The 13,330-nt window shown below is 70.6% G+C and carries 5 protein-coding genes; 3 read left to right on the top strand and 2 right to left on the bottom strand.

Annotated features, from left to right (window positions below):
• Positions 1-15: 15 nt before the first annotated feature.
• Complete coding sequence (ngcE, locus tag JK359_RS19840) at positions 16-1,458, bottom strand: N-acetylglucosamine/diacetylchitobiose ABC transporter substrate-binding protein (protein WP_201837381.1); 1,443 nt, start codon at positions 1,456-1,458, stop codon at positions 16-18.
• 341 nt (positions 1,459-1,799) lie between these two features.
• Between ngcE and JK359_RS19835 the strand changes: the two genes are divergently transcribed.
• A complete protein-coding gene (locus JK359_RS19835; protein ID WP_201837379.1) occupies positions 1,800-5,603 on the top strand; it encodes a GH92 family glycosyl hydrolase in 3,804 nt (1,267 codons plus the stop codon).
• A gap of 80 nt (positions 5,604-5,683) precedes the next feature.
• Here JK359_RS19835 and JK359_RS19830 read toward each other — a convergent pair whose 3' ends face one another.
• Positions 5,684-8,956: a GH92 family glycosyl hydrolase gene (locus JK359_RS19830; RefSeq protein WP_201837377.1), complete on the bottom strand. Its 3,273-nt coding sequence runs from the start codon at positions 8,954-8,956 to the stop codon at positions 5,684-5,686.
• Between the two features lie 482 nt (positions 8,957-9,438).
• Here JK359_RS19830 and JK359_RS19825 point away from each other — a divergent pair, with 482 nt between their 5' ends.
• Both JK359_RS19825 and JK359_RS19820 read left to right on the top strand, forming a co-directional pair.
• On the top strand, positions 9,439-12,132 hold the full coding sequence (locus JK359_RS19825) for a SpoIIE family protein phosphatase (RefSeq protein WP_201837375.1): 2,694 nt from the start codon (positions 9,439-9,441) through the stop codon (positions 12,130-12,132).
• Between the two features lie 316 nt (positions 12,133-12,448).
• Positions 12,449-13,309 carry a helix-turn-helix domain-containing protein gene (locus JK359_RS19820; protein WP_201837373.1) on the top strand — a complete coding sequence of 287 codons (861 nt, stop codon included), beginning with the start codon at positions 12,449-12,451 and terminating at the stop codon, positions 13,307-13,309.
• Positions 13,310-13,330: the final 21 nt, after the last annotated feature.

The raw sequence follows: 13,330 nt of genomic DNA, 5'->3' as shown, positions 1-13,330 counted from the left end.
GGCGCTCCGGCGGACCTAGTCCCGGTGGTTCTTCTTCGACGCGGGGTCCTTGGCCTGCTTGTCCACCGCGGCCTGACACCTCTTCAGCCACTCCTTCGGCTGGATGCGCTTGGCCATCAGCTCGTTGGACGCGGCCTCGATGGCGGTGCCCATCTCTCCGTACCACTCGGTGTACAGGTAGCGGAAGGTGTTGTCGCCGGCGGCCTTGGACGCCTCGACCGTCGACTGGGTGCCCGGGCGCAGCCGGACGCCCGGGTCGACGCCGTCCTTGAGGATGGTGAGCGAGTTGGCCTGCTTGGCGAAGAGAGTGGACCACTCCTTCGAGAGCATGCGCCGCATGAACTCCTGGGCCGCGGGCCGGTTCGCCGCCTTCGCCGGGATGACGAACGGCTCGCCCGAGCCGGCCCGGATCGCCTCGAACGGCAGTGTGCTGCCGGACAGCAGCGGCATGGGCAGGAACTTCATGTCGAAGTCCGTCGGGGTCTGCTTGAGCTGCTCGTTCTCCAGCCAGGAACCGGAGGTGATGAAGACGGCCTTGTACTGGTTCCAGCGGGTCTGCGACTCGGTGTGGGTCAGGCCGTTCGTACCGGGCATCAGGTAGCCCTTCTCGACGACCTCGTAGATGGCCTCGATGGCCTCCTGCGCCGCGTCGGAGCCGACGAACGCCTTGGGGTCGAGGTTGTCGATCGCCTTCATGGCGTCCAGGCCGCCCTTCTTGGCGATCAGGTCCATGATGGCGACGTTGATGTAGTACGGGTACTTGCCCTGGTGGGCGAGGCCGCCGATGCCCTGCGACTTGGCGTCCTTGCAGATCGCGAGGAAGTCGTCCCAGGTCTTGGGCACCTCCCAGCCCTTGTCCTTGAAGAGCTTGCCGGAGTACCACAGCCCCCAGACCGTGTAGATGTAGTTCAGCGCGACGATCTTGCCCTCCTGCATGCCCGGGTCGAGCGTGCCGGGGATCAGGGTGTCGCGGACCTTCTTGGCGGGGTCGTCCACCGACGGTGCGTCCAGAACCTCGGAAAGGTCCAGCAGCTGGCCGTTCTTGTACAGGACGTCGACCTTGATCTGCTGCGCGCCGGAGTCGTCCACGATGTCCGGCGGGTTGCCCGCGTTGAAGCGCGGCTGGAGCTTGCCGGTGATCTCCTGGGTGCCGGTGTGGGTGGAGGAGATGCCGAGCTTCTTGCTGAAGTCGGCCTCCCACGCCTTGGCGTAGTCGTCGCCGTATCCGCCCTTGAAGACGACGACGTCGAGCTTGCTGCCCTTCTTGGCGCCGAAGGGATTGTCCTTGGACGTCTTCCCCTTGGTGTCGCCGCCCTCGTCCGAGTCACCCCCGCCGCCGCTGGCACAGCCGGACAGGAGGCCCATCCCGGGGGCCGCAACCATGCCGAGCGCCGCGGACCGCTTGATCAGATCACGACGGCCGACACCTTCGGCACCGTGGTGCGCAGTGGATCCCATGCTCAAGTCCTCGCCTTCTCCAGGACTCAGGCGGTGAACCGGATCCTCCCCGGCACCGCTGTCGGGTAGTGCAGGGTCGTGCGGGAAACGCCGACAGGTATAGTCCACTTCCCGTCGGCGGAGCAAGATCGAATGCAAGGTTCGCCATCGGTCTTTTCCGAGTTGAGACCTCACGGAAATACCGGGCGGGGCCACGCGCTTCGCACGGGAAATCGACGACACGACTCCCTGAATGCCACAGCCAACACCCTTGACATCACCGCCCACTTGACCACCTACTGGTTCCTGCGCCCGGTTGCTGACAACGTTGTCTGGAGGGGCGCAGGAGGGGAAATCCGTAGATGCAGCGGAGAACTCGGCACAAATGGGGTCCGGCGGCCGTCCTCACGGCCGCCTTTGTCATGGCCGCCGGCGCGCAGGGCGCGGCGGTCGCCCTGCCCGCCAAGGCGCCGGCGGCCGACCGGGAGTTCGCATCCTCGTTCGAGTCGGGCGAGCCGGCGCCGGACTGGCTGAACACCGTCGACACCGGTCCGGACGGCGGCAAGCGCGCCTCCGGCGTCGACGGCGGCTACAGCACCGGCATCCCGGGCAATGTGACCGACCATGTCACCGAGGTCCGGGCGAGCGCCGAGAACGCCGGCGCCGGCGAGGTGAAGGAGAACCTCGTCGACGGCGAACCCGGCACCAAGTGGCTGGCCTTCGAGCCCACCGGCTGGGTGGAGTTCGACCTGGACAAGCCGATCAAGATAGCGACGTACGCGCTCACCTCGGCCAACGACTACGACGAGCGCGACCCCAGGGACTGGACCCTTAAGGGCTCCACCGACGGCAAGGACTGGAAGGCGCTCGACACCCGCTCGGGCCAGAACTTCTCCGAGCGCTTCCAGACGAAGTCCTACGACCTCTCCGAACCGGTCGAGTACCAGCACTTCCGGCTGGAGGTCACCGCGAACAACGGCGCCCCGGACATCCTGCAACTCGCCGACGTGCAGTTCTCCACCGGCGGCGGGGGCGGCCCGGTGCCGCAGGACATGCTGACCCTGGTCGACAAGGGCCCGAGCGGCTCGCCGACCGCCAAGGCGCGGGCCGGCTTCACCGGAAAGCGTGCGCTGCGCTACGCCGGACGGCACACCGCGGACGGCCGGGCGTACTCGTTCAACAAGGTCTTCGACGTGAACGTGAAGGTCGGCGGCGACACCCGGCTGTCCTACCGCATCTTCCCGTCGATGGCCGACGGCGACCGGGACTACGACGCCACCCATGTCGCCGTCGACCTGGCCTTCACCGACGGCACCTATCTGAGCGGCCTGCGCGCGCTGGACCAGCGCGGCTTCCCGCTCACCCCGCGCGGCCAGGGCGCCTCGAAGGCGCTGTACGTCAACCAGTGGAACGACGTGTCCGCGCAGATCGGCTCGGTGGCCGCCGGCAAGACGGTCGACCGGATCCTGGTGGCCTACGACTCCCCCGACGGCCCGGCGAAGTTCCGCGGCTGGCTGGACGACGTGGCCCTGAAGCCGGTGGCACCGGAGAAGCCGAAGGCGCATCTGGCGGACTACGCGCTGACCACCCGCGGCACCAACTCCAGCGGCAGCTTCTCGCGCGGCAACGACTTCCCGGCGACGGCGCTGCCGCACGGCTTCAACTTCTGGACGCCGGTGACCAACGCGTCCTCGCTCAGCTGGCTGTACGAGTACGCGCGCGCGAACAACGCCGACAACCTGCCGACGCTCCAGGCGTTCAGCGCGAGCCACGAGCCGAGCCCCTGGATGGGGGACCGGCAGACCTTCCAGGTGATGCCGTCGGCCGCGTCCGGCACCCCGGACACCGGGCGCGAGGCGCGGGAACTGCCGTTCCGGCACGAGAACGAGACCGCGCGGCCCTACTACTACGGGGTGCGGTTCGAGAACGGCCTCAAGGCCGAGATGGCGCCGGCCGACCACGCGGCCGTGATGCGCTTCACCTTCCCCGGTGACGACGCGAGCGTGCTGTTCGACAACGTCACCGAGCAGGCGGGCCTGACACTCGACAAGGAGCACGGCGGCTTCACCGGCTACTCGGACGTGAAGTCCGGCCTGTCCACGGGCGCGACCCGGCTGTTCGTGTACGGCGAGTTCGACAAGCCGGTGACGGACGGCGGATCCAGCGGGGTCAAGGGCTTCCTGCGCTTCGCCGCGGGCGCCGACCGCACCGTCACCCTGCGCCTGGCCACCTCGCTCATCAGCGTCGACCAGGCGAAGGAGAACCTGCGCCGGGAGGTGCCGGACGGCATGTCCTTCGACGGCGTCAGGGCGCACGCCCGGCAGGCCTGGGACAAACTGCTCGGCAAGGTCGAGGTGGAGGGCGCGACCGCGGACCAGCTGACCACGCTCTACTCCGGCATGTACCGGCTGTACCTGTACCCGAACTCGGGCTTCGAGAAGGTAGACGGCAAGGACCGCTACGCCTCGCCCTTCTCCCCCATGCCGGGTCCGGACACCCCGACCCACACGGGTGCGAAGATCGTCGACGGCAAGGTGTACGTCAACAACGGCTTCTGGGACACCTACCGGACCACCTGGCCGGCGTACTCCTTCCTGTCGCCGTCCCAGGCGGGCGAGATGGTCGACGGGTTCGTGCAGCAGTACAAGGACGGCGGCTGGACCTCCCGCTGGTCGTCCCCCGGTTACGCCGACCTGATGACCGGCACCTCCTCGGACGTGGCGTTCGCCGACGCGTACGTCAAGGGTGTGAAGTTCGACGCGAAGGCGGCGTACGACGCGGCCGTGAAGAACGCGACCGTCGTCCCGCCGATGTCGGGCGTCGGCCGCAAGGGCATGAGCACCTCGCCGTTCCTCGGCTACACCTCCACCGACACCCACGAGGGCCTGTCCTGGGCGATGGAGGGCTACGTCAACGACTACGGCATCGCGAAGATGGGCGAGGCGCTCTACCGGAAGACCGGCGAGAAACGCTACCGGGAGGAGTCGCAGTACTTCCTTAACCGGGCCCAGGACTACGTCGAGCTGTTCGACCCGAAGGCGGGCTTCTTCCAGGGCCGGGACGCCAAGGGCGACTGGCGCGTGCCGTCCTCGGCGTACAACCCGCGCGTGTGGGGCTACGACTACACCGAGACCAACGGCTGGGGCTACGCCTTCACCGCCCCGCAGGACAGCCGGGGTCTCGCCAGTCTGTACGGCGGCCGGCAGGGTCTCGCGGACAAGCTCGACGAGTACTTCGGCACCCCGGAGACGGCCTCCCCCGACTACGTCGGCTCCTACGGCGGGGTCATCCACGAGATGACCGAGGCCCGGGACGTCCGGATGGGCATGTACGGCCACTCCAACCAGGTCGCGCACCACGTCATCTACATGTACGACGCGGCCGGCGAGCCCTGGAAGGCGCAGGCCTACGTGCGCGAGGCGCTGTCCCGGCTCTACACCGGCAGCGAGATCGGGCAGGGCTACCACGGCGACGAGGACAACGGCGAGCAGTCGGCCTGGTACCTCTTCTCCGCGCTCGGCTTCTACCCGCTGGTGATGGGCAGCGGCGAGTACTCCATCGGCTCCCCGCTGTTCAAGCAGGTCACCGTGCACCTGGAGAACGGCAGGGACCTGGTGGTGCGGGCGCCGCGCAACAGCGCGAAGAACGTCTACGTACAGGGCGTGACGCTCGACGGCCACCCCTGGAAGTCGACCTCTCTGCCCCACTCGCTGCTGGCCAAGGGGGGCGTGCTGGAGTTCTTCATGGGTGACAGGCCGTCGGCCTGGGGCACGGGCGAGGGCGCGGCACCGGTCTCCATCAGCCAGGACGACAAGGTGCCGGTGCCCCGGGCGGACGTCGTCGAGGGCGGGGGTGCGCTCTTCGACGACACCTCGGCCACCAGCGCGACGGTGACCTCGGCGGAGCTGCCCGTGCGGAACGCCGTGAAACCGGTGCAGTACACGCTGACCTCGGGGGCGGACCGGTCGAAGGCGCCGGCCGGCTGGACCCTCCAGGGATCCGCCGACGGCACGGCCTGGCGGACCCTGGACCGCCGCTCCGGCGAGTCGTTCGCCTGGGACCGCCAGACCCGCGCCTTCACCATCGCCGCACCCGGCACGTACACCAGGTACCGCCTGGTCCTGGACGGCGAGTCGACACTGGCGGAGGTGGAGCTGCTGTCCTGACCGTCACGGCGCGGAAAAGGGGCGACGAGGAGCGGCCCGCACCCGGGTTCCGGGTGCGGGCCGCTCCGCCGTGCGGGGGGTCAGCCCGTGGCGAGGGTGAACACGTGCAGGTCACTGTTGTGCGGGAGCGTGACGCTCGCGATCTGCCTGCCCGCCGGGGCCCGGAACGGCTCGGTGGCGAAGACGTACGTCGCCACCGGGTCCTTGTCGGCGCCGGCGACGTTACGGTACGCGGTCCTGGCGACGACCTCGTTGCCGAACTGCACGGTGCCGCCTCCGCCGCCGAGGGTCCAGTCGGTGAAGGACAGGTCGACGGTGTCGGTCGTGCCGTCCGTGTAGGTGACGGTGACCTTGGTCCGCTGGTCGCCGTTGACCGCGCTGCCGATGAAGGACAGCCGGCTCGCCGCGGAGGGCAGCCGGACGGTCCGCCCGGCTCCCGTGGCGTTGTCGGGGCGGCCGGCGGGTGAGGCGGGCCAGGTGAAGGCGAGGCCGTCGACCGTGGCCTGCCCGCCCGGGGTGAGGCCGGCCGCGGCGAGCGCCTGGCGGGAGTAGCTCCAGCCGCCGCCGTCGAAGTCGGCCTCGTCGTGCTCCCCGTCGTCGTCGGAGATGCCGGTGTTGTCGTAGGCGGCGAGGAGGGTGCCCGGCGCGGCGACGGTGAGCGACACCGGCTGCTCGTAGGAGGTGTCGTCCGAGGTGACCTGCACCTCGACGTCGGCGAAGCCCTGCCGGGCGTCCTCCGCCGCCGTGAGGGTGATCTCCTGGGCGCCGTCGGTGACCGTGCCCCGGGCGGGCGTGGCCGTGATCCCGGCCGGGGTCTTCGTGCTGAACCGGACCTCGGGGCCGGTGCCGCCGGTCAGGGCCAGCGCGCGGACGGTGATCTTCGTGCTGTCGCCGGGCGCGAGCGTGGCGGCGGTGGGGCCGACGCCGATCTGGTACGGCTGCTCGCCCTCGCGGAAGGACGGCGGCGGGCTGTCCGCACCCCAGCCGCGGTCCGGGGTACCGGACAGGATGAAGTCCAGCCGGCCGCCGTCCCGGACGAACGAGGCGGGCAGCCAGGGGCGGTCGCTGCTCCGGCCGTCGACCTCGAGGGAGCGGACGTACGGTGCGTCGGCCGCGGCACCGGTCGCGTGCACGGAGATGTCGTTGCCGTGCGGCCGGTCGATCTCGATCCGCTCGAACAGCGGTGAGGCCAGCACGAGTTCGGAGCGGGACGGCACCTGCGGGTACATGCCGAGGGCCGAGAAGACGTACCAGGCGGACATCGCGCCGAGGTCGTCGTTGCCCGGGATGCCGCCGGGCTCGGTGGACCACAGCTGCCGCATGGCCGCGCGGACGGTCTCCTGCGTCTTGTAGGGGGCGCCCGCGTAGGCGTACAGGTACGGCACGTTGATCGACGGCTCGTTGTCCAGCTCGGACTTTGTGCCGCCGTCGCCGGTGAAGGCCCAGCTGCCGTCCGCGTTGTGGAAGAAGCCGTCGAGGCGGGCGACGGCCCTGTCCTTGCCGCCCATCGCGGCGAAGAGGCCGGCCGGGTCGTGCGGGACCATCCAGGTGTACTGGGCGGCCGTGCCCTCCACGAACCCGTTGCCGGTGTCCGGGGTGAAGCCGGTGACCCAGCTGCCGTCGGCCTTGCGGTTGGCGATGTAGCCGCCGCCCGGGTCGGCGGCGATGTTGAAGTTGTTCTGCCACCACTGGGCGCGCCGGGCGAAGCCGGCCGCCGTGCTCCTGCGCCCCGCCGCGGAGGCGAGCTGGGCGAGGGAGAAGTCGGCCGTGGACATCTCCAGGGTCTCGGCGGCGCCGCCCCAGGCGTTGGACACCGACGGCATGTAGTGCTCGGCCAGGTACCGGTCCAGGGAGGGCCGCTGCCCCACGGACAGCACCGGCTTGCCGGCCGGCGACCTGTCCTGCGCGGTCGGCACCGTGGCCGCCCGCACCAGCGAGTCCAGTGCGCCGCGCAGGTCGAAGCCGGTGCCGCCGAAGGCGCGGATGCCGGCCAGGGCGGTGGGCGAGGGGTCGCCGTTCATGACGTGGGTGCCGCTCGCGCCGTGCAGCCAGCGGTCCCAGACGCCGCCGTTCTGCCGGGCCAGCTCGTACAGGGACTGGGCGATGTCCGAGCCGGTGCGCGGGTCGAGGAGGGTCAGCAGCTGCACCTGGTCCCGGTACACGTCCCAGCCGGAGAAGGTGCCGTACTGGGCCCGGTGGCCGCGGCCGACGGTGTGCACCTCGCCGTCGCTGCCGCGGTACCGGCGGTCGGCGTCGCTGATGACGTTCGGGTGCAGCAGCGCGTGGTACAGCGCGGTGTAGAAGGTGGTGCGCTCGGCGTGCGTGCCGCCGCCGACCCGGACGGCGCCCAGACGCCTTCGCCAGGCCAGCCGGGCCTGGTCCCGGACGGCGTCGAAGGAACGCCCCGGCGGGTTCTCGGCGGCGAGGTTCGCCGCGGCCGCGGCCTCGCTGACGTAGGAGATGCCGACCTTGACGCCGACCGGACCGTCGCCGGGCACGAACTCGACGTAGCCGCCCGCGCCCTTCCCCGCGACCGGCCGCCCGCCCTGCGCGAAGCCGCCGGTGCCGCCGGAGGTCTTGAGCGAGCCGGGGTCGAGCTTGTCGTCGTGCCAGGTGCCGGTGGCCTTGAAGGCACGGTCGAAGCGGGCGGTGAAGAAGAGGGTGTAGTAGGAGCGCCGGCCCTCGGGGTCGAGGTAGCCGCAGAAGTTCCCGGAGGTCACCGAGCCGGAGACGGTCCGGGTGTCCGGGTCGATCGTGACCGTCGAGTCCTGCGAGCCCACCTCGGAGTTGGCGGTGCGCACGAGGAGGGAGGCGGGCTTGCCGGCCGGGTAGGTGAAGCGGGCCGAGCCGGTGCGCGCGGTGGCGGTGAGGTCGGCGGTGACGCCGGAGGCCAGGCCGACCTCGTAGTGGCCGGGTCCGGCGGTCTCGTCGGCGTGGCGGAAGTCCGCGGCGTAGACGGTGTCCCCGGTGTCGTCGGCCGGGGAGGAGGTGACCTCGCCGGGGTACGGGAAGAACGGGACGTCCCCGCTGCCGCCCGCACAGCCGGTGCCGGACATGTGGGTGAGGCTGAAGCCGCGGATGCGGGTGGCGTCGTACTGGTAGCCGCCGGGGGCGGCGGTGCGCGTCGCGTCGCCGCGGGTGTTCTCGGGGCTCCAGGAGAGCATCCCGAAGGGCACGACGGCGCCCGGGAAGACGTCTCCGCCGTTCCTGGTGCCGATCAGCGGATCGACGTACGGGGTGGGGTCCTTGACGAGGCCGGTCGGGGATGCGGCCGCCGCGAGGGCGGGGGGTGCGGTGACGCCTGCGGCCGTGAGCAGCGCGGCCAGCAGCAGGGACATGGGTCTGAAACGCATGGCGCGGCCCTTCCTCCTGACGGACGGGTCGCGCACCACGGGTCGCACAAGCCGCAGGGACAGTAGCGTGCGCCAGCCGTACCACGGAAGACCGCGTTCCCCCGCGCAGGCGCACGCCGGCATCACCCGGAAGGGCTAAGCCAAGTGGGTTGACATCGTTGTCCGTTGAGGCGGTAGAGTCATGTACAGACCAGAAGACAACGTTGTCGCGCCCCGGTCGGGCGCACAAGCCGCGTAATTTTTCACTTTCTTGGGCCGTTTCCCTCCGGGCAGGCATCCCGCCCCCCTCGCCTGCCCGGCTCGCGGACCCGGTGCGCCACCCCCACCGGGTCCGCCCCGAGCACACCGAGCACCTCCCGGAGTGCGACGCAGCGTGATTTTTGAGGCGAAAGTGAATACACGGGGTATATGGGGCCGCAAAACATGCGTCCAACTCGTGGACCCCCGTAGTCACAGAGTTGACCCGGTGCTACAAATGCCGCATGTCGGACCTTTTCGCCCGGTTCAGGCGTACGGCATGGCGTGCCGTGGTCGGCAGGAGCCCGCGCAGCGTCGCCGGACAGGTCCTGCTCGTGCAGGTGGCCCTCGTCGTGCTCCTTGTCGTCTGCGGTGTCATCGCACTCGTCCTGCAGTCGGAACGTGACACCAGCACGGAGGCCAGACGGCGTTCCATAGCCGTCGCACAGACCTTCGCGCACTCCCCTGGCATCGAGGAGGCACTGCAGAGTCCCGACCCCTCCAAGACGCTCCAGCCGCTCGCCGAGGCGGGACGGAAGTCCGCGGGTGTCGACTTCATCGTGGTCATGGACACCAAGGGCATCCGGTACACCCATCCCATGCCGGGCAAGATCGGCCACCGCTTCGTCGGCGAGATCGAGCCGTCCCTGGCCGGGAAGGTCTACACGGAGAGCGTCCACGGTCCGCTCGGGAACGAGGTGCAGGCGACCGTGCCCGTCCGGGACGACGACGGCAACGTGATCGCGCTGGTCTCCGCGGGGATGAAGGTGAAGAACGTGACCAGCCAGGTGGACCGGCAGCTGCCGATCATCCTGGCCGCCGGTGCCGGGGCCCTCGCGGTGTCCACCGGAGGAACGGCCCTGGTGGGCCGCAGGCTGCGGCGGCAGACCCACAGCCTGGCCCCGGACGAGATGACCCGGATGTACGAGCACCACGACACGGTGCTGCACTCGGTGCGCGAGGGCGTGCTCATCGTCGCCGACGACGGACAGCTGCTTCTCGCCAACGACGAGGCGATGCGCCTGCTGGAGCTGCCCGCGGAGGCCGAGGGCCGCAATGTGCGGGAGCTGTCGGGCCTCGACCCGGCCACGGTCGAACTGCTCGTCTCCGGCCGCGAGGCCAGCGACGAGGTGCACTTCGCGGGCGGACGCCTGCTGGCGGTCAACCAGCGGCACACGGACGGCGGCGCCTGCTCCGGGAGCAATGTGGTGACGCTCCGCGACTCCACCGAACTGCAGGCCGTCTCGGGCCGGGCGGAGGTCGCCCGGGAACGGCTGGAGCTGCTGTACGACGCGGGCCTCGGCATCGGCACCACGCTCGACGTGGTCGGCACGGCCGACGAGCTGGCGAAGGTGGCCGTCCCGCGGTTCGCCGACTTCGTCACCGTGGACCTGGCCGACGGCGTGCTGCACGGCGAGGAGCCGGCGCCCACCGCGACGGACATGCGGCGCGTCGCCCTGGGCGGCATCCGGGACGACCACCCCCTCTACGAACGGGGCCGGCTGATCGACTTCCTGCCGTCCACGCCCCAGGCGCGCGGCTACGACTCCGGCCGCTCCGAGCTGGTCACCGACCTGTCGACCGCCGAGGGCTGGCTCGCGCAGGACCCGGAGCGGACCCGGCAGATCCTGGACTACGGCATCCACTCGCTCATCACCGCCCCGATCCGGGCCCGCGGTGTCGTGCTGGGCATGGCCAACTTCTGGCGGTCCAAACGGGAGCCCTTCGACGAGGAGGAGCTGTCCCTCGCCGAGGAGCTGGTGGCCCGGGCCGCGGTCAGCATCGACAACGCCCGCCGGTACACCCGTGAGCACGCGCTGGCGGTCACCCTCCAGCGCAGTCTGCTGCCGCGGGCCCTGCCCGAGCAGAGCGCCCTGGACGTCGGCTACCGCTATCTGCCCGCCCAGTCGGGCGTCAGCGGCGACTGGTTCGACGTGATCCCGCTGCCCGGCGGACGAGTCGCGCTCGCCGTCGGCGACGTGGTCGGACACGGTCTGCACGCCGCGGCGACGATGGGCCGGCTGCGGACCGCTGTGCACAACTTCTCGACGCTCGACCTGCCCCCCGACGAGCTGCTCAGCCATCTGGACGAGCTGGTCGGCCGCATCGACCAGGACGAGGTCTGTCCGGAGACGGCCGGGGAGATCGTGGGCGCCACCTGTCTGTACGCCATCTACGACCCCGTGACCCGCCGCTGCGTCATGGCCCGGGCCGGGCACCTGGCGCCCGCGCTCGTCGCGCCCGACGGCAGTGTCACCTTCGCCGACGTGCCCGCCGGGCCGCCGCTGGGCCTGGGCGGCCTGCCGTTCCAGACGGGCGAACTGGAGCTGGCCGAGGGCAGCCAGCTCGTCCTGTACACCGACGGCCTCATCGAGGACCGCGAGCGCGACCTGGACGAGGGCATGGAGCTGCTGCGCCGGGCGCTGGCGGGGCACCCCGGCCGTTCTCCGGAGGAGAGCTGCGGGGCGGTGCTGGCCGAGCTGCTGCCCGAACGCCCCAAGGACGACGTCGCCCTGCTCATCGCCCGCACCCACGCGCTGCCCGCCGGGAGCGTCGCCGACTGGGACGTGCCGCGCGATCCGGCGGCCGTGTCGGGGATGCGTCAGGCGGTGTCCGGCAAGCTCGAGGAGTGGGGCCTGGCCGAACTGGGCTTCGGCATGGAACTCGTACTGAGCGAGCTGATCACCAACGCGATCCGCTACGGCTCCGACCCGATCCACGTACGGCTGATCCGGGACCGCGTGCTGATCTGCGAGGTGAGCGACGGCAGCAGCACCTCGCCGCACCTGCGGTACGCCGCGTCGATGGACGAGGGAGGCCGGGGCCTGTTCCTGGTCTCCCAGCTGGCCGAGCGCTGGGGCACCCGGTACTCGCCGCACGGCAAGGTGATCTGGGCCGAACTGGCCGTGCCGGACCTCGACGCGCTCCTGGCCGACTGAGCGGACCTGCCGAGGGGCTCCCGGCCGGCCGGGTCCCGCCGTGGGGCGCGAGATGCGCCCCCGTCAACGTTTCACGCCCCCCTTGTGCGCCCCTTTGCCCCCGCCCGGTGCAACAGGGGCGGCTTTCCGGGATCCGGGGCGGTCCGTCGTGCGTTGAGGGGGGCGAAGGGGGCAGACGAGCAGTGCCCGGAATCCGCGCCATGCTCTATCAGCTCTATGCAGAAAGCTACGGGCATAATGAAGATGTCCGACAGCTTGGAGCTTTCTGTGCATGGCCGATCGGGTTCGGGGTACGTGCACGGTCGAAGGAGCGGCGATGACACCCCCTGTGGACCCCAGCCTCAATCGGCGCAAACTGCGCCTTGCCCTACGACAGGCACGTGAGAACGCCCGGCTGAGCCAGCGCGAGGCCGCGGAGCGGGTCGAGTGGTCGCAGTCGAAGCTGATCCGTGTGGAGACCGGCACGGTCAGCGTGTCCGTCAGCGACCTGCGGGCGCTGCTGGGTCTGTACGAAGTCACCGACCCGGACCGGGTCCACGAGCTGGAGGAGGCGGCGCGGGGAAGCAAGGGACCCAGCTGGTGGTCCAAGTACCACGAGGTCGTCACCCCGCAGTTCGCGCAGTACCTGGGCTACGAGAGCGCCGCGACGTCCCTGAGCACGTACCACCCCATCGTCGTCCCGGGACACCTCCAGACCCGCGGCTACGCCGAGGCGCTCCTCGCACCGCGCGGCCTCGAGCCGGAACGGGCCCGGCGCGTCGTGGACCTGCGGATGGAGCGGCAGCAGCGGATGTTCGACGGTGCCAAGGGGCCCGCCGCCACGCTCGTCCTGGACGAGGCCGCGGTACGCCGGGAGATCGGCGGGACGGACGTGCTCGCCGCGCAGCTGGAGCACCTGCTCGACCTCGGCGCCCGCGACCGGGTGCGTCTGCGCGTGCTGCCCTTCTCGGCCGGCGCGCACTACAGCACCCTGGGCAGCTTCGTCCTGCTGGGATTCCCGGACGACGACGATCTGCTGTATCTGGAGTACGCGGCGGGCAGCATGACCGGCGGCGAGGACATGGAGCTGCTGGCCCGCTATCAGGAGTGCTTCCAAGCGATCATGGATCTTGCGCTCGGTGACACCGAGTCCCTCGACCTGATCGGTCGCATCAAGCAGGACCTCGGGACCCGCTAGTACACGCGGAATCCGTGGCGG

The organism is Streptomyces actinomycinicus (genome assembly GCF_016741775.1).
GTDB classification, from domain to species: Bacteria; Actinomycetota; Actinomycetes; order Streptomycetales; family Streptomycetaceae; genus Streptomyces; species Streptomyces actinomycinicus.
The sequence above is the reverse complement of the archived record's forward strand: the minus strand, read 5'-3'. Positions and strand labels throughout refer to the sequence as shown.

What these genes read in the sequence shown, in the direction of transcription:
- ngcE (WP_201837381.1), bottom strand. Translation starts at nt 1,458, where the DNA reads ATGGGATCCACTGCGCACCACGGTGCCGAAGGTGTCGGCCGTCGTGAT.
- JK359_RS19820 (WP_201837373.1), top strand. Translation starts at nt 12,449, where the DNA reads ATGACACCCCCTGTGGACCCCAGCCTCAATCGGCGCAAACTGCGCCTT.
- JK359_RS19825 (WP_201837375.1), top strand. Translation starts at nt 9,439, where the DNA reads ATGTCGGACCTTTTCGCCCGGTTCAGGCGTACGGCATGGCGTGCCGTG.
- JK359_RS19830 (WP_201837377.1), bottom strand. Translation starts at nt 8,956, where the DNA reads ATGCGTTTCAGACCCATGTCCCTGCTGCTGGCCGCGCTGCTCACGGCC.
- JK359_RS19835 (WP_201837379.1), top strand. Translation starts at nt 1,800, where the DNA reads ATGCAGCGGAGAACTCGGCACAAATGGGGTCCGGCGGCCGTCCTCACG.